This is a genomic window from Clostridiaceae bacterium (assembly GCA_012840395.1).
In the GTDB taxonomy this organism is placed as follows: domain Bacteria; phylum Bacillota; class Clostridia; order Acetivibrionales; family DULL01; genus DULL01.
On the sequence record DULL01000046.1, the window covers coordinates 1 to 21,202 of the forward strand.

20 protein-coding genes and 1 other annotated feature are annotated in these 21,202 nt (G+C 35.9%); of the genes, 4 read left to right on the plus strand and 16 right to left on the minus strand.

What is annotated here, in order from left to right; all coding sequences use genetic code 11:
* Positions 1 to 353: 353 nt before the first annotated feature.
* A complete protein-coding gene (locus GXX20_05560; protein ID HHW31126.1) occupies positions 354 to 1,295 on the minus strand; it encodes a hypothetical protein in 942 nt (313 codons plus the stop codon).
* Between the two features lie 301 nt (positions 1,296 to 1,596).
* The gene (locus GXX20_05565) at positions 1,597 to 2,025 is read right to left on the minus strand and encodes a GtrA family protein (protein ID HHW31127.1); all 429 of its coding nucleotides are present in this window, start codon (positions 2,023 to 2,025) and stop codon (positions 1,597 to 1,599) included.
* 205 nt (positions 2,026 to 2,230) lie between these two features.
* Between GXX20_05565 and GXX20_05570 the strand changes: the two genes are divergently transcribed.
* A complete protein-coding gene (locus tag GXX20_05570) occupies positions 2,231 to 3,019 on the plus strand; it encodes a hypothetical protein (protein ID HHW31128.1) in 789 nt (262 codons plus the stop codon).
* Between the two features lie 9 nt (positions 3,020 to 3,028).
* On the opposite strand, the gene GXX20_05575 is transcribed toward GXX20_05570, so the two are convergent.
* Both GXX20_05575 and GXX20_05580 read right to left on the minus strand, forming a co-directional pair.
* On the minus strand, positions 3,029 to 3,646 hold the full coding sequence (locus GXX20_05575; GenBank protein ID HHW31129.1) for a DUF3298 and DUF4163 domain-containing protein: 618 nt from the start codon (positions 3,644 to 3,646) through the stop codon (positions 3,029 to 3,031).
* Positions 3,647 to 3,742: 96 nt separating this feature from the next.
* Positions 3,743 to 4,987: a DUF438 domain-containing protein gene (locus tag GXX20_05580; protein ID HHW31130.1), complete on the minus strand. Its 1,245-nt coding sequence runs from the start codon at positions 4,985 to 4,987 to the stop codon at positions 3,743 to 3,745.
* 309 nt (positions 4,988 to 5,296) lie between these two features.
* On the opposite strand from GXX20_05580, the gene GXX20_05585 reads away from it, so the two are divergent.
* A complete protein-coding gene (locus GXX20_05585) occupies positions 5,297 to 5,776 on the plus strand; it encodes a hypothetical protein (protein HHW31131.1) in 480 nt (159 codons plus the stop codon).
* Positions 5,777 to 5,921: 145 nt separating this feature from the next.
* Here the strand turns inward: GXX20_05585 and GXX20_05590 are convergent, their stop codons facing one another.
* Positions 5,922 to 6,347, minus strand: a complete 426-nt coding sequence (locus GXX20_05590; protein ID HHW31132.1) for a DUF3887 domain-containing protein — start codon at positions 6,345 to 6,347, stop codon at positions 5,922 to 5,924.
* 29 nt (positions 6,348 to 6,376) lie between these two features.
* Positions 6,377 to 7,192 carry a YhfC family intramembrane metalloprotease gene (locus GXX20_05595; GenBank protein ID HHW31133.1) on the minus strand — a complete coding sequence of 272 codons (816 nt, stop codon included), beginning with the start codon at positions 7,190 to 7,192 and terminating at the stop codon, positions 6,377 to 6,379.
* A 483-nt stretch (positions 7,193 to 7,675) separates the two neighbouring features.
* Here GXX20_05595 and GXX20_05600 point away from each other — a divergent pair, with 483 nt between their 5' ends.
* The gene (locus GXX20_05600; protein ID HHW31134.1) at positions 7,676 to 8,428 is read left to right on the plus strand and encodes an MBL fold metallo-hydrolase; all 753 of its coding nucleotides are present in this window, start codon (positions 7,676 to 7,678) and stop codon (positions 8,426 to 8,428) included.
* Positions 8,429 to 8,503: 75 nt separating this feature from the next.
* On the opposite strand, the gene GXX20_05605 is transcribed toward GXX20_05600, so the two are convergent.
* The 9 genes from GXX20_05605 to trpB all read right to left on the minus strand — a co-directional run bounded on the left by GXX20_05605 (position 8,504) and on the right by trpB (position 19,007).
* Positions 8,504 to 9,124: a hypothetical protein gene (locus GXX20_05605; protein HHW31135.1), complete on the minus strand. Its 621-nt coding sequence runs from the start codon at positions 9,122 to 9,124 to the stop codon at positions 8,504 to 8,506.
* Positions 9,125 to 9,128: 4 nt separating this feature from the next.
* Positions 9,129 to 10,055 carry a fumarate hydratase gene (locus tag GXX20_05610; protein HHW31136.1) on the minus strand — a complete coding sequence of 309 codons (927 nt, stop codon included), beginning with the start codon at positions 10,053 to 10,055 and terminating at the stop codon, positions 9,129 to 9,131.
* Between the two features lie 83 nt (positions 10,056 to 10,138).
* On the minus strand, positions 10,139 to 11,614 hold the full coding sequence (locus GXX20_05615) for a M81 family metallopeptidase (protein HHW31137.1): 1,476 nt from the start codon (positions 11,612 to 11,614) through the stop codon (positions 10,139 to 10,141).
* Positions 11,615 to 11,685: 71 nt separating this feature from the next.
* Positions 11,686 to 12,744, minus strand: coding sequence for an ornithine cyclodeaminase family protein (locus GXX20_05620; GenBank protein HHW31138.1), 1,059 nt, complete (start codon positions 12,742 to 12,744; stop codon positions 11,686 to 11,688).
* Positions 12,745 to 12,829: 85 nt separating this feature from the next.
* The gene (locus GXX20_05625) at positions 12,830 to 14,548 is read right to left on the minus strand and encodes a bacteriohemerythrin (GenBank protein ID HHW31139.1); all 1,719 of its coding nucleotides are present in this window, start codon (positions 14,546 to 14,548) and stop codon (positions 12,830 to 12,832) included.
* Positions 14,549 to 14,677: 129 nt separating this feature from the next.
* Positions 14,678 to 15,862 (minus strand): amidohydrolase, encoded by a 1,185-nt coding sequence (locus GXX20_05630; protein HHW31140.1) that lies wholly within the window; start codon positions 15,860 to 15,862, stop codon positions 14,678 to 14,680.
* A 53-nt stretch (positions 15,863 to 15,915) separates the two neighbouring features.
* Positions 15,916 to 17,049, minus strand: coding sequence for an alanine racemase (gene alr / locus GXX20_05635; GenBank protein HHW31141.1), 1,134 nt, complete (start codon positions 17,047 to 17,049; stop codon positions 15,916 to 15,918).
* Between the two features lie 122 nt (positions 17,050 to 17,171).
* A complete protein-coding gene (locus GXX20_05640; GenBank protein ID HHW31142.1) occupies positions 17,172 to 17,552 on the minus strand; it encodes a lactoylglutathione lyase in 381 nt (126 codons plus the stop codon).
* A gap of 279 nt (positions 17,553 to 17,831) precedes the next feature.
* Positions 17,832 to 19,007, minus strand: a complete 1,176-nt coding sequence (gene trpB / locus GXX20_05645) for a tryptophan synthase subunit beta (protein ID HHW31143.1) — start codon at positions 19,005 to 19,007, stop codon at positions 17,832 to 17,834.
* A 208-nt stretch (positions 19,008 to 19,215) separates the two neighbouring features.
* Positions 19,216 to 19,466, minus strand: a binding site (T-box leader).
* A gap of 209 nt (positions 19,467 to 19,675) precedes the next feature.
* Between trpB and GXX20_05650 the strand changes: the two genes are divergently transcribed.
* A complete protein-coding gene (locus GXX20_05650) occupies positions 19,676 to 20,074 on the plus strand; it encodes a hypothetical protein (GenBank protein HHW31144.1) in 399 nt (132 codons plus the stop codon).
* Between the two features lie 5 nt (positions 20,075 to 20,079).
* On the opposite strand, the gene ablA is transcribed toward GXX20_05650, so the two are convergent.
* The gene (gene ablA, locus GXX20_05655) at positions 20,080 to 21,192 is read right to left on the minus strand and encodes a lysine 2,3-aminomutase (protein ID HHW31145.1); all 1,113 of its coding nucleotides are present in this window, start codon (positions 21,190 to 21,192) and stop codon (positions 20,080 to 20,082) included.
* Between the last annotated feature and the right edge of the window lie 10 nt (positions 21,193 to 21,202).

The following is a 21,202-nucleotide window of genomic DNA, read 5'->3' on the forward strand; positions in this document are numbered from 1 at the left end:
GGCCTTGCACTTCTCTTTTTTTCGTGTTATCTTACATTTAGTGGCTTCCATTTGTAGGTTTTTTTCTTTTTAGACCTACTAGAAGTCTTTCAGGTCTCATTTCTTTCATACTAAGTTAACAGAGCCGATATTTTTTGCGAAAAAAAATTAAGTCCCTCATAGATGTTGCACTGATGCAGGCACAGATGTCTCCAATGTTGTAGTCAATGATGTAGTCCCGGTTGATATCACAGATGCCGTCATTGTTATGGCTTAAGCTGTAAGAAAAGAAGTGTTAATCAGTACCAGATGTTATTGTCATCCGGTACTAATACTTATATAAAATTTATATAAAACTTTGATGACATATTAAATTAATAGCCAACAGTTTCCCAACAACCAAATGGTCTTGCTATATCTTCACTTACATATACTGATGTCTTAAACAATTGTATTATAGATGCGGGAACTTGCATGGTGACAGGTCCATATAATACCAACCTTGAAATCATTCTCTGGAATGTACCTACTCCTCCGAGAGTGGTTAATGAATGCATCTCAAAGCGATCCCTTGCATTAGCTACGTCACGAGGTCCAATTGTTGCAGCCTTGGGTGGTACATTTGCCACGTCTCCGCTGCATCCGAAGATACCAAACAGAGAGTTTTCAGCTATTGTAAGAGGATGCTGAGTTACAATCCTTGAACCTAAAGTAAGGAATTCTTCTAGAGTATCAGCTTTAAATTCTTCTGTATCAGGATCTATAAAAGCTATATGTCCCGGCCAGCCGCTGGCACTATAGCATACGTCTGCTCCACCTTCTCCAACTTCTTCGATTATTTTACTGTAATCATAAACATTTTCATTGGTGAATACATGGATTTGTTCTTCTTTTGGTCTTAATTCAGGATCCAGTTTTCCATAGAAATATTTTTTGAAAGAATATCCAAGACCTGCAGTGTATGTCAGAGGAGCTACATTACCATCCTGGTCTGCCCATTCATCCATACAAAATGTATGTACGTTTCTACAGTTTACCCTGTAACGATTACACATTTCAGCTATATTGGCATAGGCGGACGGCCATGGATTTGGGAAAATCATTACCAGTTTCTGATCTAAATCATCAGACATTTTAATACGGGTGAAACAATCAGCCACAAACAATGGAGTAACGTCTTGAACAATTTTAATTTTAAAGTCAGGATTAGGATGTTTTTCCATATCCTCGCGCTTTATGTTTCTACATCTCTCAAGAACTTCTTTATCTCTAAAAGGTATCCACGGAGCCGGGTCGAAGTCAAAAACCTTACTCATACTTCTGCCTCCTTATTGTTAATATTTTATTATAAACACCTGAATAAAAATCAGGTTGTTTTTTCTCCAGATGTTCCCTGTTTAACGTTAACGCAATTTCAACGTTAACGCACCTTAAACATAACAATATTTTCACCCGTTTAAATGTTAAAATATTTCATCTTTTTGTATAATTTGTTACATATAGATAAAATATTGCTTACACTTTTTAGCATATTATATAATAATATTTATCAAAATATCATACAAGTGTCAAGGAGATAATAACTCCATTTTTCCAATGTAATACAGACAAGCTTCCTTATTCTATTCTAAATATAAAATATTTGCTCATTATATAATTCAAAATAATTACAACAATATTTGTAAGAGCCTTGCCTATAATATCATTCTGTTTAAGAATATCAATCAGGAAAAACATCAGCAACATATCTACAAGATAGCTGCCTGCACGCATGGCAAAAAACTTTATAAGCCTGCTGAATACAGAGGCAGGATCATTCCTTTTTACCTTGAAGACTATCCTGTCATTTGCTACAAATGCAAACAGCACCGCTATGATGAAAGCAATGGTATTGGCAATAAGATAATTTAAACCAAGTCTTGTACACAGGCCATAGACAACCATATTAATTAAAGTTGTTAAAAAGCCTATTATTCCATATCGCATCAGTTCATTATTAATTAAACTTTTAAATAGCCGTTTTATGAATGTTAATAATCTTATCATGGATGACCTCTTTTAAGTTTTTATAATAATCATCACAACCATATCATATCAGAAAATATGCTAAACAGAAATATTAGCCTTACCACTCTGTTAATATCCGCTATTGCCGCCTTTTATCATGTTGTGATAGAATTTATATTATTAAGTTCATTCCTGCTTATGCTCGTTTTATTATTATTATTTTTCTGCAAAAAGGAGATGTAAAATGTATTCCACAAAAAATCACACAAATCCTCCAGGAACCAGATTACTTGTTGCGCACAGAGGTTATAGCCTGGTTTGTCCTGAGAATACTCTTCCGTCTTTCGGTGCAGCCATAGCAGCCGGCGCAGATGAAATAGAATTTGATTTGTGGCCTACCTGTGACGGTGAATTGGTAGTATGCCATGATCCAACTGTAGACCGTACTTCTAACGGAAAGGGGCGTATAAGCTCTCTGACCTGGGAAGAAATCTCCCGCCTGGATGCAGGCGCTTGGAAAGGTGAAGGCTGGCGGGGTGTAAAATTTTGCAGGTTTGATGATGTGCTTGAATTATTTGCTAATCGTATTAAAATGAATATTCATGTGAAAAGTGAACTGGATATAGGGAAACCCATATCTGAGTCCACAATCCGAAAAATTGTCAATCTTATTGAAGCTTATAAGTGTAAAAACGCAGTATATATTTCAGGCGATGTTGATGTTTTGGAGGTTGCAGGCAAAGTAGCTCCTGATATCGTACGCAACTGTCTTGGTGGATTAAATCCAATGAATATTGTCATGAATGCTATAAAATATAAATGCAAACGCCTCCAGTTTTTTAAGCCATACTTTAATAAAGACATGATAGATGAAGCTCACGCCGCAGGAATTTTTTGCAATATTTATTTTGCTGATGATGAAAAGGAAGCTCAAGAGTATCTTGAGTTAGGTATTGATGCTATTTTATCAAATGCAACAGGAGCCATACTTCCAATAACAAGACAATATCCTGCTGAAAGACAGGCTCCTTAAGTTTGTTTATCAATTGGTCGCCATTACATCAAGGATACTGTTTTCTTTTATAAGATTGCTTATTTCATATACTGATATAGGAAAGTGAGGCATTCCGTAAGCATAAGGGGACAATTCATATAGCTGGAAGTATATTACCAATGCTTTGTCGGCAATATAATAATCCTGGTCAGGCCTTATTTCCTTGAATTCTTCGATTACAGGAATGTCTCTTTCCTTTATTTGTTTCTTGATAATGTCAGATAATACCTGAATGTAATTGGAGTCTGGTTTAAAAAGTTCGTATAGTTGATAATTTTTGCCTGTAAGTACATCAAAATTTAATGATTTTGTTATTGTTAAGCCATGAGCTGCATGCTGGTGATAAGTATAATTAATTATTGATAGACTAAGTACTCCCCTTTCATTTGACTTTAGCTCATAATATCCGGTAACACTTGTAGTATATGGTTCCTGATAATAACCCTGTTCTGCAATTAACCTGTTAACAAGGTTAATTATTTGCTGGTTCATCCTTAGCATAGCATTTGAATTAGTTCCATAGGTAATAGAGGGATAAAACACTTCAAGCCCAGGCATAACAATCTTTTTTGTAATTATTTGCAAAGGAAGCTGAATATTGCTCATAATAACATCTTTTCTATAAAAAAATCCTAATACTAAAATATTCAGCTTCCTTATATATTGTTAACACTATATATGCTTTAATTTTCTGAGATCAAACTATGTTTCTGAAATCAGTCTTTTTTCTCCGGTAATATCCTGTATAGGCTTAATGTCCTGGGTAACTTCCATTATGCCTAAGAATTCGCCTTTTTGATTTCTCACAGCAAAGTATCTTATAAACACATATTTGTTGCCCATCTTAATCCAGAAATCTTCATGTTCTTTCTTGCCGGATTTTAGCTCTTCAACTATTTGGTTCACAATGCCGACACTTGCCGGTGGGTGGCAATTGGTTACATGTCTTCCCAAAACCGTCTTTGGTCTGGCAAATATTCTTTCCTTGCCCTGAGAGAAATATTTCACATGGCCATCTTTATCTACAAATGTAATATCTAAAGGCAAGGTATTAAAAATTGCATTTATTTCTTCCTGAGAAAGCACTCCTGCATCAAATTTTACTAAATTATTGTCAGAGCAGTCTTCTTCATTAAGTTTGTTTTCTTCTTGGGCTTTTTTCTCCAGGTTAGCTCTGGCAGGTTTCCACTTTTTCTCGGGTTTTACAAGGAAATACCCAATTTCTTCACTTTCTTCAGCTATCTTCAACCACTCATCCTCTGTCAAGGTTTCTAATGCCATAGGCAATAGTATTTTTTCTTCTTTATATATCATTTCATTTAGTCTTTTAACTACATTATTAACCTTTTCAACAATATTGTTTTTATCTCCGGAATAGTTTGCAATAAGTTCTTTCGCTTCCTTTATTGCATCCCTTATCTCATCATCCACACCCCACATTACTTTTGGAGGAGCTGTAATGCCGTACTTCTCCAGGTAAGGAAACAGCAAATTTTCTTTTCTGGAATAATGTTTGTCTATTTCAGAGAGAGTTTCAAATTCTTCAAGAAGTAAATTGACGTTTTCCTGGCTGTCCGAACTTTTAAAATTCTCCATAAGTGTTATTATTCTGTTATTTAGCAACTCTTCCAAAGCCCTGTTTTCAAGCTTGAAGGTATGGACAGGATGGCCGGGAATCTCTTCCTGACTTTGAGGATTGTGAATTTCTTCTATAGAACCTTTAAATACTGCGGCATGTACATCGCAAAGCCTTTGTATTTCTTCAACAGGCATACCTTCCATGATAAGCGCCTGCTCCATCTCTGTTATCTCAGAAGTGGATATTCCTTTAATCAGCTTTTCAAATCTAGGTTTTACCTCATCCACACTTTTTCCCTTATGTAATTCCCCTATGATCTCTTTTAATACTTTTTGACGATATTCACGGTTATTAATTTGTTCGCTCATAGTAACCCTCCTACTAACTTTAATTTAACCTTTCAAAAACGTGATCTTATTTTTCCGTAATATTTTTATGTCCATATGATCATAATAATCATCTGCGCTAATTCTTATATTATTCTTCCCCAATTATATTTTATTTTCTTCATAATATATTGATTGCCTATTTATTTTTTATATACCTCATATTATTACCTTTAATCATAAAAAATAGAAATTATAATTAACATAAGTTCTTTATTTGTAACTAATATCTTTCTTATTTCATAAAATAAAGTGTATATATTTAGCACATATTATCAGGGAGGTGTTAATGTGTATAATAATTATTATACCGGCAATATGCCGGTGATGGAGTCTTTCCAGTCCTGCCCCTATATGTCCATGCCCTATGATCATTTAGAAACTCAGTTAGAGGCAATGTATCCAAGGACATATAAAATCATACACCCTGTTGCCGACAGAGAATGCAATAATTTAATGGGAGTTTACGGTGAGTCATTCGTACCAACTCAAGATCAGTTAGAATCAATGATTGACAAGGTATATACACAGGTTGAAGCAGATGTTGAAAGTGCTTGTAAACATGGACTAAATGAAAAAGAAAGACAATTTTTGGGAACCGGCAGACGTCTTTTAAGAGATTTTATCGGCGCTATAATAATAAGCAACCTGATACGTAGAAGAAGAAGGCCCTTCCCTTACAATGCAGGATTCTTTGGTTATCCAGGATTTTATGGATCTCCTGGGTTTTACGGATCTCCTGGATTTTATGGATCTCCTGGATATTACTAATACTAAATACCAATATTAAAATCCTGGTGCAGCAATTGCTCACCAGGCTAACCTATGAATCTATGATATTTATATGTATAAGTAATATATAATCAAAATAAATTTGCAAACTTATCCTAATCCGGGGGCTTTTGCCCCCATATTTTTATCTCAAATAGAAACCTACAACTTCCATATTTGTATTAAAAGAAATAGTATAAGTTACTTTCTTATTCTCATATTCCGTAATTAGTATGGCTATAGCGTAATCTTCCCCTGTTGATTTACTCTTCTGCCCCACAACGGAACTTTTCTGAAATTCTTTAAACTCTCCTGCCCCTTTTAAAACTACATCTGCTGCATTTTTCAATACATCTGGAGATAAATCTTTTCTCAAGTCTTCCCTTACTTTACTGGTGATAGCTTCATAATCTTCATTACTCATAAAGCCAATAATTTCTTCAGCCGTGCTAATTACTTCATCCTTATCAAAACTCTCTGCAAGCTTTGTACCTGTGCAACCTGCTAGTAATACTGTTATTAATGCTGTTATAAGAATAATGGCTAACAAAATGCCTGGATTCCTTCTCATTTTAATCCTCCTTAATTGCTTGAAATTTATTATTTGATACTATCAGCTGGTATAGTACCCTGATCATGATCAATGTATTTCTCCTTGACTTTTATTGTATAAAACATCAATACTGCCGCACAAAGTGCAAGATATATTTCCAGACCTATTTCCCCTACACCGAAAACCTGGGGCAGAATAATAATTGGAGCATCAAGCAGGGTATGCCCTAGAATTGCAATAACCAGGTACTTAAAAGAACGTTTCTTTCTTATTCCCGTAAGTATAATCATGCTAAATCCAATATGTGCTATGATTGCTATTATGCGTTCCACACCCATAAGTGCCGCCTGCAGGGCAGTAATTCCCGTATATTGTTGATAAATGGCAGATGCATAGGAAGGATCAAGTCCTGCAGTGAGGCTGTCAAAGGTTCCGTTGTTTATTGCAAAAAAGTAAATCAGCATGGTTATTGCGTTTATTCCTACCAGCAATATCGCCTCAATTCCTCCGTGCCCAAGGCCGAAAGCAATGCCGTCTATATATCTCCTGTTCTTCCTGCATAATACCTTTAAGAAAAAAAGTCTTGCGGCTTCTTCGAAGAGACCTGCCGTAAAACCCAAAAAGAGTCCATACAGCCAGGGATTCAATGACAACTGGTTATACCACATCATATATGGCAATATCAAAGTAAAAATTGGTATGCGTACCACAACCTGAGACAGGAAAAAAGTCAGTGCCCCTGCAAGAAAGGGCCTGGTTACCATCTGCTTTCTGGATTGGATTAACAGAAATCCTCCTATTGGAATTCCAAAACAGATGATTGTGCTGATGACTGTCCATATTATTACTGAAGTTTTAATCACTTATATTCTCCTTTATTATTGAAATCTTCAAGGCATATATTTATTACTTTTCAATTTTCCTAAAGAAATTGTTATTAGCTCAATTTCTTTATTGTTCTTCAGTATTCACACCTATTAGAACCCTAGATTCTATTATAACCTTCATTCCTTTGTTTTTCCACAATAAAACATAAAATAAGATGGTAAAAGTCAATAAGAGTTTTAGTTAATAAGTTAATAAGTTAATAAGTTAATAAGTTAATTAGTTATTAAGTTAATAAGATGAAAAAATAAGGTTAAGTAAGTTCATAATAAAATATGGTGTATTTATTAAATATTATAGAATTATTTAAAATATAATTGTATTAAAAAATATAATTGATTTTATATATTCTAACATATAAAATATTTCCATAGCTTAAAGAAATTACTACTGAATATCATAAGGCATATGAATTATTTTAGATAATGTATATTAGTTTTTGTGAGAACAGGTGAAATACTATGAATAATCAGTCTGTTAAGATTCAATATATATTTCATAGCGGATTTAGCGTCCAAACAGTTAATTGCTTCCTAATATTTGATTATTATAAAGGGCATGTAGATTTAAATAAACCTGACCTGGCCAACAAGAAAATGTATGTTTTTTCTTCTCATAGCCATGGCGACCATTTCAATAATGAAATTTTCAAATGGTCAATTACCAGACCGGATATTAAATACATACTTAGCAGTGATATAAAAGATAGCATTAAAGATATTGCTAATAATAACCAAAATACTATATTTATATCTCCTTATCAGAAAATAAAAATTGACAATTTAAACATAAAGGCCTTCGGTTCTACTGATATAGGTATTTCTTTTTTAGTTGACATTGACGACCTGCGAATCTTTCATGCAGGTGATTTAAACTGGTGGGCATGGCCTGACGATACACCTGAGGAAGCCGCAACCATGAGAAATGCTTTTACCGGTGAAATATCTAAAATAAAGAAATATATATCTTCACAAGAAATTGATATTGCATTTTTCCCTGTTGATCCAAGATTAGAGAATAATTATTATATGGGCGGAGAATATTTTATAAAGGAAATAAGCCCGAAGCACTTATTTCCTATGCATTTTGGAGTTAGCTATGAAACCACCGGCAAGTTTGCACAATATATGTCTGACCTGAAGGCTCAAAACAAAATCCATGGCAAAACCAGGATATTTACAATAAGTAACAAGGGGCAGGAATTTTTTATATAAAATAAAATTTTGTTTAGATAAAACTCTTTTAATGTTATTTTTTAGTTTTGATATAGCTCTTCTGAGTACATGTTTCTACAATTTCGTATACTCAAAATCATCAGGTATTCCTAGTTTTTCATATACTTTTTTTCTGTTCTCTTCTACTATAGCATCCAACTTCTCAAAGTAATTATTCCCTTCACAGTCTATATCCACAATGAAAGGTCCCAGCTTATCAAGTTCCAGTTGCCAGGAAGCCTCTATAGACCCAAGTTCATCAAACAAGTATACATCTTTAATTTTTATTGAATCAAGCCAGAGATTGGGACTTACTGACTGCGGTGAAGCATGGATGCATTTGAATTTTTTCATGGCTTCCATTGTTTTTTTACCCATTGTCGTTTTTCCTACAATGGCCTTAAGTTTCCAGTTTTCTATTGAAGTTGCTCCCCACTTTTCAAACCTGATGCTGGAAGTAGGCATAAATGAAACCAGTTTCCAGTTATCTTCTTCCCTTATGACTATAGGACCTACATGTATAAGTAAGTTTTGGTTTTCTGTATTAAAAGGAAGTTCATGTTTTTCATCAAAAATATATCTCTGGAGCCGCGAGCGGCAGGTAAAAGCAGGCCCGGAAAAATATACCGTGTCTCCAATTTTTATTTTTTCTATATCTTCATCTTTTAAAGGAATATTCAAGTAATGAGTTGCCATATTATTACCTCCCATCAAACCAGTCAGGATAATCCATTATCTCAATGGTATTATCATGACAAATTTTTGTTGTTCCCCGTCTTGCCACACAGCAATTGCTGCTGGTAGCCACAGCAATACCTGCAATGTGGGTGTACGCATATTCTATATTTACACTAAATACTGAAGTACTTCCTCCTGCTCCCATTAAGCCAAAGCCTAGTTCATTTAATGCCTCTGTAAGTTCAATTTCAAGTTCCGCTATCTGAGGATCCGGATGATGAGAACCTATTTTTCTCAGGCATGCTGCTTCTTTTGCAATATTGGCAGCAATATTGGCTGTTCCGCCTATACCTACTCCCAATACCGACGGAGGACAAATTGCACCCGCCCTTGCAGATGATATAAAGGAATCCACAACGAATTTTTTGATACCTGTTAAGCCGTCAGCAAAGGCAATCATCCTGTATTGAGTGCCTCCAAAAACCTCTGAGCCTCCTCCCTTGGCGCAGTAGGTAACCTGTATATCCTTCCCGGGAACAAATTTATATGTAAGATGTGGTATGTTTTCACCAATGTTGTTTCCCGGATCATATCCTGTAAGAGGGTGTTTCATGGTTGCTCTCAAATAACCTTTATGAGTAGCCTCTTCAACACACTCTTTAGTTGCCTCTTCAAGAGCCATTAATCCTCCCTCAATCTGGGCTTCATTTCCTATCTTAAAGTAAAAAATCGGCCAGCCTGTATCGGGGCAACAGGGACTTTTTATTTCTCTTGATATTTCCAGGCTTTTCAAAGTCTTCTCAAGACAGGTTCTCGTACTCTCCTTTCCCTCAATTTTTATGGCTTCTTTAAAAGCTTTGTAAACATCATCGGATATGTATGTCGCTCCTCTTACAATAGCTTTCATTATTCCTTCTTTAAGAGCTTCTCTTCTTATCATAGTATCCATAATTCATTCAGCCTCCCATAGGGCAATTATTCATATAAATATATAAAGTAAAGGCATTCTTCATCAAATCACAATAAAAATATCTATTCAATTTCATCAAGGGGAAATACCGGCCTCCTGACGTTTTCCAACTTTAGCAGTCTGAGATTCTGAGGGCAGGGTCCGGGCACGTCTACATCAATAATTTTCTTAGCTAAAGGGGTGTATGCAGCCCTGAAATGTACCATGGATTTAACCACCAATACCTTTTTATCTAAAGGCTCAATACCCATCCTTCTGAAAATCTCAGGATCAAAGGGTTGAATCCTCCTGCCCGATACTATTACTTCGATACCGTCAAAGTCAATGACAACAGTAGGACCAATATCATTCATTAATCCCCTGGACATAGGTCCTTTATTAATAAACCTACCATCTGTAATAGTTTTTACAATACCTTCGGCTTCAATTGGATCACCCAGGATTTCAGGCATGCTCTTTCCACCCAGAGAAACCTTAACACTAGAACCGACGCCAGCCTCAATAGCTTTTTCTACTGTTTCAGAATCTGTAATTAATGCAAAAGCTGCGTTCTTCACGTTCATCTCCATCATTTTTCGCAATACATGAGTACCATCTCCGGGAGCACCGGCACCTGTGTTGTCAGATACATCAGCTATTACAACAGGCCCTTCTGGTGCTTCAACAGCCTCTCTAATGGCTTGTTCAAGAGGAGTTGTATATTTAACAAAATCTTTATGTTTCTTAATAATAGCTTCACCTATTTCCTCTGTTATTTGTGAGGCAAGTTCAGGATCATTATTGGTCTGAGCAATAACAGTCATTGTTGCATCATGTATATCTGCATAAGGAAAACCTGATACTACAGACACACTGATAACCTGTGGATTCTTTTCCCACTCCAGGGCCATATCCAAGAATGGCTTATGGGGCGGCTTGCCGCTTTCAAGGCAAGGGTTTAGAATAGGCAGTTTTTTTATGCATATAACCGGCTTTATCTCGTTACGCAGCATACGAAATAAATTGGTTGCCGCTTCCACACCCCGTTCATACATATCCACATGGGGATAATGATCAAAAGGGAACATCCCGTTGCTGTTAAACCGCATTTTTTCTGTAATATTGGCATGAAGATCCAATGTAACCATTATGGGCAGGTCATATCCTGTCACCTGCCTGATACTTTCAAGAAGCAGGCCTTCACCATCAGGATAACCCTCAAGAACCATGGCTCCGTGCAATGATAGCAAAATACCGTTAATAGGCTGATTTTCTTTATAGGTTTTTATTATTGCATCTCTTACATGATTAAAAACCTTTTTTTCTACCCGTCCTCCGGGACAGGCATCCGCTGCTATAGAAGGAATGAGAGTAATACCTTCTTTTTGTGCTGTATCTATGAAACCGCCAATTTCTGTCTTTGTACCGGTAAAAAACCGAATAATTTCATCGTTATATACCAGTCTTCTCTTTTTGTAATCCTCCATAGTTGTAGGCTGCTTGATAAAAGTGTTTGTTTCATGTTTGAAGCCTGCAACAAGAACTCTGTATGATGACATGTTAACCCCCTTTAACAAAAAAGTCTAAATTATTTAGGCCATTTTGTTTAGTATAATAATTCTATTGTATATTATATAATAATCTTTTCAATAAGGTTTGCCTTATCAAATATCATACTATCCTGTAACCTCAAATGTGTTCCTATACCTGCATTCCTGCAGGTTTTAAACATGTTATACGCAATGGAAACGTCTACATAAGATAGTCCTACTGCGTTAAAGTATATAAACTCATCTTCAGTCTCTCTTGGCGCTTTTTTGCCCATAACTATTTCATGAAGGTTTGCGTAAATATCATTATCAGTTAACTCACCGCATTTGAACATCCGGCTCAGTGTCTGCGTGCGGTGTTTAACAGTATCCCAGTCATCACATACTATCTTTGAAGCCTTTTTGGCAACAGCAAACTCATCCTCCCAACCACCAATATGGCTGTAAAACGCGCCTTCTTTAATCCACTCTGCTTTGAGCAACGGAGCCTGGGCGCTTGTTGCAGTTACAATGATATCTGAACCGGTAATTGCATCTTTTAATATTGTTCTACAAGAAATGAATTTTATATCCGGAAGAACCGCCTGCATATCTGATATAAATTTGTCTTCTTCTTCAGCATATTTTGATGCCACTTTACAGATTTTTAGAGAAGGACGTACAGACTTCATGGCCAATAGATGCATTTTAGCCTGTTCACCTGCGCCAATAAAGCCTATGGTCTCAGAATTTTTCCTCGCCAGAAAATCTGCTGCTATTCCACCCATAGCTGCCACTCGTATATTAGAACATAAAGTACCTTCCATAACCGCAACAGGAAATCCTGTTTCAATTTCAGATAATAATATGAGCGCCGATAAATTTTGTTTTCCATATTTTACAGGATTTAATGGAAAAACAGACACCCATTTAACTCCGCATACTTTTTCTTCCAAAAGAGTTGCAGGCAGGCAATTGATTCGCTCCTGGGTTTCTTCATTAAAGATCTGGACAATTTTTTCCGGAAATAAAATTTTCCCGTTCTGATAATCCATAAGAGCTTGTCTGGCGCAAGCCATGGCGGCCTTAAGGTCAAAACAACCTGCAGATATTAAATCTTCCTGGGAAAGAAAAAGACATGAGATTTTATTTTTACTCATTATATTTCTCCTCCTTTGTTTGCATTACGTTTTCTGTTTTGTTAGTTTGCTTTATTATATGCATTTTTTTGTTCTGTTTTATAAATTATATTTTATTCTCTCCTTTATCAAACAAAATCTTGTATTTCATATCACTTTTCAGAATGTGGTTGGTAATCCATAGGTATGTAAAGTCTAAAAGCTTGGACAATGTTTCTCTATCTGCAGGGTTTTTAACTTCTCCTGCAATCCTTTCTACAGTTTTAATAAAATATGAGTGCCCTTTCTTGTGGGTTCCTAAATGGACAAAACAATGTTTTTCCATAACTTCTTCTTCACATTTAAAATGATAATTGGCGTAATCCATTAATTCACCAAGTATCGTCGAAATCTCAACTGACAGGTCAGAAATATTGTCTGAAAAAACTAAATTTGCAATTTTATTTCCCAATTCAAATAAATATTTGTGCTGCTTGTCAACTTCAGGAATATCCATTTCATAATCCTTTTTCCACATAAACTTTATAAAGCTGCTTCTTTCAGTTTTTGTTTTTTTCGGCAGCATTTCCAGCACCTTTTCCTGGGAAACAGGCTTGCCAAACAGATATCCCTGTAAAATTTTACAATTATTTTCTAACAGATAATCCCTTTGTTCAATTGTTTCAACACCTTCAGCAATAACTTCCTTGCCTAGTTTTTGTATAATACTTATGAGCATGCCTGTTATTACTTTTTCTCTATTCTCAGTAGTTATCATATCTATAAAAGTCTTATCTATTTTAATAATATCTACCGGCAGATCTTTAAGTTCACTTAGTGAAGAGTATCCCTTGCCGAAATCGTCCAATGCGATTTTAATTCCTTTTTCTCTTAACAAATTCAGTCTTTGGCTGATGATTGAATAAGATTCTCTTAGTACTGATTCTGTTATTTCCAGATGTAAACATTCCGTATTCAATCCCAGATGATAAGACAGGTCGAATATGTTATTAATAAAATCATCATCTAGCAACTGATTCACAGAAACATTTATCGACATGGTAAGATTATCATATCCCATACTATGGAGTTCTTTTAGAAAAAAACATGCATTCCTTAAGACCCATTCCCCTATAGGAATTATAAGGTAATTTTCTTCAGCAATGTTTATAATCTCCATTGGAGATATATCTCCTAATTCAGTATTATTCCAGCGGAGTAAAGCCTCAAATCCCAGAATTTCCCCTGAATCAGCTTTTACCTGTGGTTGGTAGTGAATCTCAAATTCATAATTTTTTAATGCAGTATGAAGATGGTTTTCCAGGGTTGATTTTTTCAAAATACTATTTTGCATATGGTCTTTATAGAAAACATATTTATTCCTGCCACTATATCTGGCTTTGCTGACAGCTATACTCGAACATTTCAGCAGTTCTTCAACCCTTTGTCCATTGTTTGGGTAGATTGAAATGCCAATATTAAGATATACATTAACAAAGCATCCCTCTATTTGATTAGTCTCAAGAACACTTTGAATAATCATGATAGCAGCTTCATCAACTTCTGCTATGCTTTTCCACCCATGAAAAACAATCAGAAAACTATCACTACACAGCCTGAAAATACATGAATTATCAGCGTGAAACATTGAAAGGAGTATCTCGGCTATATAGGCAACTACTTTATTACCATAAGAATATCCAAAATTAGTGTTGATTTCCTTAAAATTATCTATTTCCACATATATAAATGCTGCAGTTTTATCTGGGTGGGCTAATATACATTTATTGATTTCTGAATATACAAATGTATAATCAGGAATTTCTAAATAATTATTATTAACCATAGAGCCTCCACTGACTAATACAACTTATCTTATATGTTTTTCGGATAATTCACAGGTTTTTTATATACTTTCCTTAGCTATAATCTTCTTTTTCTTATTGTATATTCTTTCATCAGGGCAACTTTTTTGTTAACTCAAAAGATAATCGCAAACTGCCTGTACAAATACCTGAACTGAAAGGAGCAGGCAGTTTTCATCCATCTGGAAAGTTGAACTATGTAAAGGAGAATTATCAGCTTTGTCAGGAAATCCGCATCCTACAAGTAAAAATACTCCAGGAACCTTCTGGGAATAGAAGGAAAAATCTTCACAACCTGTAGATGGAGCCACATTATCCTCCAAACTATCTTCTCCTGCTATCTTCTTAATTGAGTTTCTGACCAAGGATGCCAAGACACTGTCGTTTTCCGTGACATCAACCAATTTATGAATAGCCAGGTCAATTTTTACTCCTTCAGCATCTCCAATCTTGTCCGCGGCAAATTGCATGTTTTTATGAATCTTATCCTGTACTTCCTTTTTAAAAGAACGGATGGTTCCTTTTAATTCCGCTGTGTCAGGAATTATATTATAATAAGACCCGGCATTGAAAGAGCATACTGAAATAACAGCAGCCTCTGATGGATCAATCTTTCTTATTACTGTTGTATACAGTTCATTTAGAAGCTTGCTTCCGGCAGATATGGGATCTACGGTAAAATGGGGCTGTGAGCCGTGTCCGCTTTTCCCGGTGATTTTAATATCAAAAAAATCTCCTGCAGATAGTACAGGTCCTGCCTTTGCTATTATTTTACCAGAAGGTATTGAAGGCCAAAGGTGCATCCCTAAACATGCATCAACTTTAGGATTATCCAATACACCTTCTTCTATCATTTTTCTGGCTCCCGTAAGTTTTTCCTCAGCTGGCTGGAACACCAGCTTGACATTGCCTTTTAGCTTATCTTTTAACCTGGAGAGAATTAAGGCAGTGCCCAGTAAAGAAGCTGTATGTCCGTCGTGTCCGCAGGCATGCATCATGCCATCTACTTTTGAGGTATATTCACACTGTACTTCTTCTCTAATGGTATTTGCATCTATATCTGCCCTGAGCATTATGGTTTTTCCATCACCGGCTTCACCTTTTATTATACCAACAACTCCCGTACCAGCAATACCAGTAGTGGTTTCAATTCCGGCATTCCTCAGGACACGGGCTATGTATTCAGAGGTTCTGAATTCTTTATATCCTTCTTCAGGATACATGTGGAGTTCTCTTCTCATTCTAATAATATCTTGAAAAAGTTCCTCAGCAATTTTTTTGATATCATCTGTCATAACCGTATCCTCCGTCACAATTATTATCTAAGTATATTTCCTACGTTGTGGTATTAATTCACATAAACTCTTTCTACTCTCTTTCCAATTCTGCACACAACCTCATAGCTGATTGTTCCGCAAAGGTTTCCGATCATATCTGCTGTTATTTCCTTGCTTCCGCTTTTTCCCATGAGAATTACTTCTTGTCCTTCATATACACAATCCGATACATCTGTTAGATCAACCATAAAATAATCCATGCATATTCTTCCTGCAATGGGTACAGTTTTTCCACCTATCAATACATGACCTTTATCTGACAGTGCTCTCCAATATCCGTCTGCATATCCTGCTGAAACTACTCCAATAATACTGTGATCCCTGCTTATTCTATAAGCTCTTCCGTAGCTGATGAAAGAATCTTTTGGGAATTGTTTTATGGAAACCAGTTTTGATTTTAAGGTCATTACAGGTTTAAGATCAACGGAAGTATATTCTTTGGTATGCTCAGGATATATCCCGTATATTATTAATCCGGGTCTGATCATATTTAAATGCATATCCTTATATTTTAAAGTTGCCGCACTATTTGCCGCATGACGTATCTCAAATTCAACACCTTGTTTCTTAAGATTTTCGCACATTTCCATAAAAAATGTAAATTGAAGAAGTGTATAATCTGGTTTTTCGTCATCCGCACAAGAAAAGTGTGTCATAATCCCTTCAAGTTCTAATCTTGGAAGCCGTGCAACATCCACTACCTGTTTTACTCCATAAGAATCGGGGAAAAAACCAAGTCTGCCCATGCCGGTGTCAACCTTAATATGTACCTTTATGTTTTTCCCGTATTTAACCGCTGCAGATGAAATAAGTTCTCCATGATTAACATTAAATATTATAGGAGTTAAATCATAATCAAAAACCTTATGAACATCCTCTTCTGTTATGGAACCAAAAACTAACACAGGAACATTTATATTATTTTCCCTCAGAGTTATTGCTTCATCTACAGTGGCCACAGCCAGCCTTTGCACGCCATTTGATACAAGAGTTTTTGATATTTCAACAGCTCCATGGCCATAGGCATCAGCCTTAACCACACCCATAATCATAACATTTTTATCTAAAATTTTTCTTATCTCTGATATATTGTGTTTTAAATTGTTCAAATTAATTTCCGCACAAACTCTTTTAGCAGCATCCAACAAGGGTCATCTCCTATTCACAAGCAACAGAACAAAGGGACGGTTCTTTTGCTCCCAAAACATGCGACAAAACGTCCCTTTGTCAGCTTATTCAAGTTGTATTCATAGCACTAATTTTTCATTTACCGTTTCGCTGGAAGGATTTCAATCCAGTATCCGTCAGGGTCATTTATAAAATATATACCCATGTCCTTATTTTCATAGCATATGCAGCCCATCTTTTTATGATGCTCATAAGCTGCCTCAAAGTCATCCACTCTGAATGCTATGTGGAATTCATTGTCACCAAGATCGTAAGGTTCTTTTCTGTCTCTTAGCCAGGTTAGTTCGAGAGCATGCTGAGTTGAGCCATCACCCATAAAAACCAGAATAAAATCCCCGTCTTTATGGTTACGCCTTCTGATCTCCTGTAGCCCCAGAGCTTCTTTGTAAAAAGCTATGCTCTTCTCAAGGTCGAGAACATTGATGTTGTTGTGGCAAAACGTAAACTTCAAGATTATCATCCTCCATGGTTTTTATGATTTTAAGAAAGTGAATGGTCCTGTCCTCAAGAAAGTCATTTTTTGCTCATGGTTAAAGTATATCATAGTAATATAAAGAATGATATCTTTTCTTCTTTTTAGAATCTAATTTTTTTCCTACTAAAATAAAAGCAACAAGATTCATGTAAGGCTTCTTGTTGCTTTTATTTAATTAACCCGCACTGTTTTTTTATTTATTTTTATACCTGTATTATTACCATTATTACCATGCCTGAATATGCCTTTTTTAAGAATTAGTATCTAGCATCCCTCAAGGTACTCTTTTATCTGCACAACATCCTTATCTCCCCTGCCGGAAAGATTAACAATAATTATCTCATTTTTATCAATTTCTTTCGCCAGTTTCATTGCATAGGCAACTGCATGAGAGCTTTCAATGGCAGGTATAATTCCTTCCACTTTTGAAAGGGTCATGAAAGCATCAACAGCTTCTTTATCCGTTACTGTAACATATTCTGCCCTTCCGGTTTCTTTGTAGTAACAATGTTCAGGTCCCACACCCGGATAATCCAGACCGGCAGCAATAGAATAAACCGGCAATGGTTCATTGTTCTCATCCTGTAAGGTATAGCACTTAAATCCATGTATTATACCAATAGTTCCTTTACATATACTTGCTGCATGTTCATTTGTATCCAATCCCTTACCTGCAGGCTCAACTCCGATAATTTTAACAGAGCTGTCATTATAGAAAGGATGGAATAGCCCTATTGCATTGCTTCCGCCTCCAACACAAGCTACCAGGTAATCGGGCAGCTTTCCTTCAGTCTCAAGAATCTGTTTTCTTGCTTCACGTCCTATAATGCTCTGGAATTCCCTGACCATTGTTGGGTATGGATGAGGACCTACAGCAGAACCCAATAGATAGAAAGTATTCTTATAATTCTGGACATAATCTTTTAATGCCTCATCTACTGCATCCTTTAAGGTTCTTGTACCTGTTTTTACCGGAACTACTTTTGCTCCCAGAAGCTCCATCCGGAAAACATTAAGTGCCTGTCTTTTTGTATCGATTTCTCCCATATAAATCACACATTCAAGCCCGAATAAAGCACAGGCTGTTGCCGTAGCCACACCATGCTGTCCTGCTCCGGTTTCAGCAATTACTCTTTTCTTTCCCATTTTTTTAGCCAGCAATATCTGTCCCAGAGCATTATTTATTTTGTGGGCACCTGTATGGTTCAAGTCTTCTCTCTTAAGGTAAATCTTGCCGCCGCCCATTTCTTTGGTCAGCCTTTCAGCAAAATATAGTGGGCTTTCTCTTCCTACATAATGTTTGTAGTAATAATTCAGTTCATTTAAAAATTCTTCATCCTCAATATACTTGTAAAAATTTTCTTCCAATTCAGTCAACGGAGCTACAAGCTCATCCGGAACAAACCTTCCTCCAAATTCTCCAAAAAATCCATTTTTCATCATTCTTATCTCCCTTCTTTTAAACAAATTTTGTTGAATTTTGCCATTTTAAATTTAATTATTTTTATTATAATTTGCATAAATTCCGATACCGCCTATAGAAGCAAGTAACTTCTTGATGCCTTGTTAGATTGCTGTTGTAACAAAGCTGTTAACAAAGCTTGAGAGCATTTGCTGTCTAGTAATATAAAAAACCTCTTGTTCCCTTACTAGGGACAAGAGGTTAATTTCTCCTGCGGTGCCACCCAAATTGACATATTAATAATAATATGCCCACTCATTTCATGTACAATAATACATGTCCTCTTGTTAACGGGCAGGAACCCCGTCGACGCCTACTTTTTATTCGGATCGCACTCATGAGCCCATTCACCATTAACATCCACGCCACATTCGCACCATCTAGTGACTCTCTGTAATTTTCAATTAATGGTTACTATACTCAATCATCACTTTAGTATTATTCTATTTCATAATATAGTTAATAAAGATAATAACACATCTTAAATCATATGGCAAGAGAAAAATTTTTTCTTTAATTAAGTTTTTTCATAATTAATTTTTTCCAGAATAATTACATAGATTTTCACCGCTTCAGAAATTTCTTCATACTATAGAATAAGGTATATATAATAAAGGCATATCAAAAAAATGTGAGGTTTTGCTTTATGGATAAATACAGTGTAATGGAAAACGTTGCCAATAGTTTACTTGCTGCCAGCAAGATCAGAAAAATGTATACCCCGGTATCAGGAGATCTTCTCCAGGCTGAGAGAGGACAGAGTGTAAGTATTCAATCCCGTCCTCAACCTGATCAAATAATGGAAGTAATAGCGCATTATTCCCCTGAAAAATATAAAAGTTCATTAAGTAATACCGTGCGTATATGCGCTGATTATACTAATTCATACAGAAATTTAAAAAGAAATTTTACCCTGGCAAAAAACAGAGGTATCAGCTCCGATACCATAGCCAGCACTATTGCAGCAATGAGGCCAATACTGGACAACAAGAGCAAGGTACTCGTATCGAAGGTGCTGAAAATATATGAAATATTAAAATCATAAAAATGTTATATAGTATTCGGATATTTATATATCTCCCCTTTATAGTTTTTCATAATAACTTGCGTTTTATCTATCGAAATCACATATTCCGGATTGACAGGGATTTTCCCTCCCCCTTCGGGTGCATCAATTACAAAAGAGGGTATGGCATACCCTGATATATATCCTCTTAAATCCCTCATTATATTTATTCCGGTATCTACTGGTGTCCTGAAATGGCTTATGCCTATGGCCAGGTCACATTGATACATATAATATGGCCTTACTCTCATTTTAACAAGTTTAAGATATAGTTCCTTTAAAGTGGCACTGTTATCATTAACACCCCTAAGTAAAACATTCTGATTTCCCAAAGGTATTCCGGCATCAACAATCTTACCGCATGCTTTTATTGAGTGGTCCGTAATTTCATCCGGATGGTTAAAATGAGTATTAATCCATATCGGCTGGTACTTTTTCAGCATCTTCAGCAAATCATCATTTATTCTCATTGGAAGTACCACCGGAACTCTGGTGCCAATACGAATAATTTCCACATGAGGTATTTCACGCAATCTGGATATAACCTTTTCAAGGAAAGAATCTGACAAAATCAACGGGTCTCCGCCAGATAAAAGGACATCCCTTATGAAAGAATTATCCTTTATATATTTCAAAGCTTGATCCAGGGCCTTGCTTCCAATTGAGTAATCCTCCTCTCCCACCATACGTCTTCTTGTACAATGCCTGCAGTACATGGCACACTTATGCGTCAATAAAAACAATACTCTGTCAGGATATCTGTGAACTATATTTGCAACTGGAGAAAACATGTCCTCATTGAGAGGATCAGACATATCAAAAGGACAAAAGTCTAACTCCTTTATGCTGGGAATTGCCTGGGATCTTATAGGACAGTTGGGGTTATCCTGGTCAATTAAGGTTGCATAATAGGGTGTAATGGCCATCCTGAATTTTTTAAGGCATTCATTAATGTCTGATATTTCTGTATCTGACAGTTTTATTATCTTACTTAATTGCTCTGTAGAAGTTATCCTGTTTCTTAGCTGCCATTTCCAATCGCTCCAATCCTCTTCGCTTACATCTTTCCATAACTCGATAGATTTATATTCTCTCACTTTTCTCGCC

Bases quoted from the DNA above. Each gene is read 5' to 3' on its own strand.
- GXX20_05560 (HHW31126.1), bottom strand. From the start codon at position 1,295: ATGAGTAAGGTTTTTGACTTCGACCCGGCTCCGTGGATACCTTTTAGA.
- GXX20_05565 (HHW31127.1), bottom strand. From the start codon at position 2,025: ATGATAAGATTATTAACATTCATAAAACGGCTATTTAAAAGTTTAATT.
- GXX20_05570 (HHW31128.1), top strand. From the start codon at position 2,231: ATGTATTCCACAAAAAATCACACAAATCCTCCAGGAACCAGATTACTT.
- GXX20_05575 (HHW31129.1), bottom strand. From the start codon at position 3,646: ATGAGCAATATTCAGCTTCCTTTGCAAATAATTACAAAAAAGATTGTT.
- GXX20_05580 (HHW31130.1), bottom strand. From the start codon at position 4,987: ATGAGCGAACAAATTAATAACCGTGAATATCGTCAAAAAGTATTAAAA.
- GXX20_05590 (HHW31132.1), bottom strand. From the start codon at position 6,347: ATGAGAAGGAATCCAGGCATTTTGTTAGCCATTATTCTTATAACAGCA.
- GXX20_05600 (HHW31134.1), top strand. From the start codon at position 7,676: ATGAATAATCAGTCTGTTAAGATTCAATATATATTTCATAGCGGATTT.
- GXX20_05605 (HHW31135.1), bottom strand. From the start codon at position 9,124: ATGGCAACTCATTACTTGAATATTCCTTTAAAAGATGAAGATATAGAA.
- GXX20_05610 (HHW31136.1), bottom strand. From the start codon at position 10,055: ATGGATACTATGATAAGAAGAGAAGCTCTTAAAGAAGGAATAATGAAA.
- GXX20_05615 (HHW31137.1), bottom strand. From the start codon at position 11,614: ATGTCATCATACAGAGTTCTTGTTGCAGGCTTCAAACATGAAACAAAC.
- GXX20_05620 (HHW31138.1), bottom strand. From the start codon at position 12,744: ATGAGTAAAAATAAAATCTCATGTCTTTTTCTTTCCCAGGAAGATTTA.
- GXX20_05625 (HHW31139.1), bottom strand. From the start codon at position 14,548: ATGGTTAATAATAATTATTTAGAAATTCCTGATTATACATTTGTATAT.
- GXX20_05630 (HHW31140.1), bottom strand. From the start codon at position 15,862: ATGACAGATGATATCAAAAAAATTGCTGAGGAACTTTTTCAAGATATT.
- GXX20_05640 (HHW31142.1), bottom strand. From the start codon at position 17,552: ATGATAATCTTGAAGTTTACGTTTTGCCACAACAACATCAATGTTCTC.
- trpB (HHW31143.1), bottom strand. From the start codon at position 19,007: ATGAAAAATGGATTTTTTGGAGAATTTGGAGGAAGGTTTGTTCCGGAT.
- GXX20_05650 (HHW31144.1), top strand. From the start codon at position 19,676: ATGGATAAATACAGTGTAATGGAAAACGTTGCCAATAGTTTACTTGCT.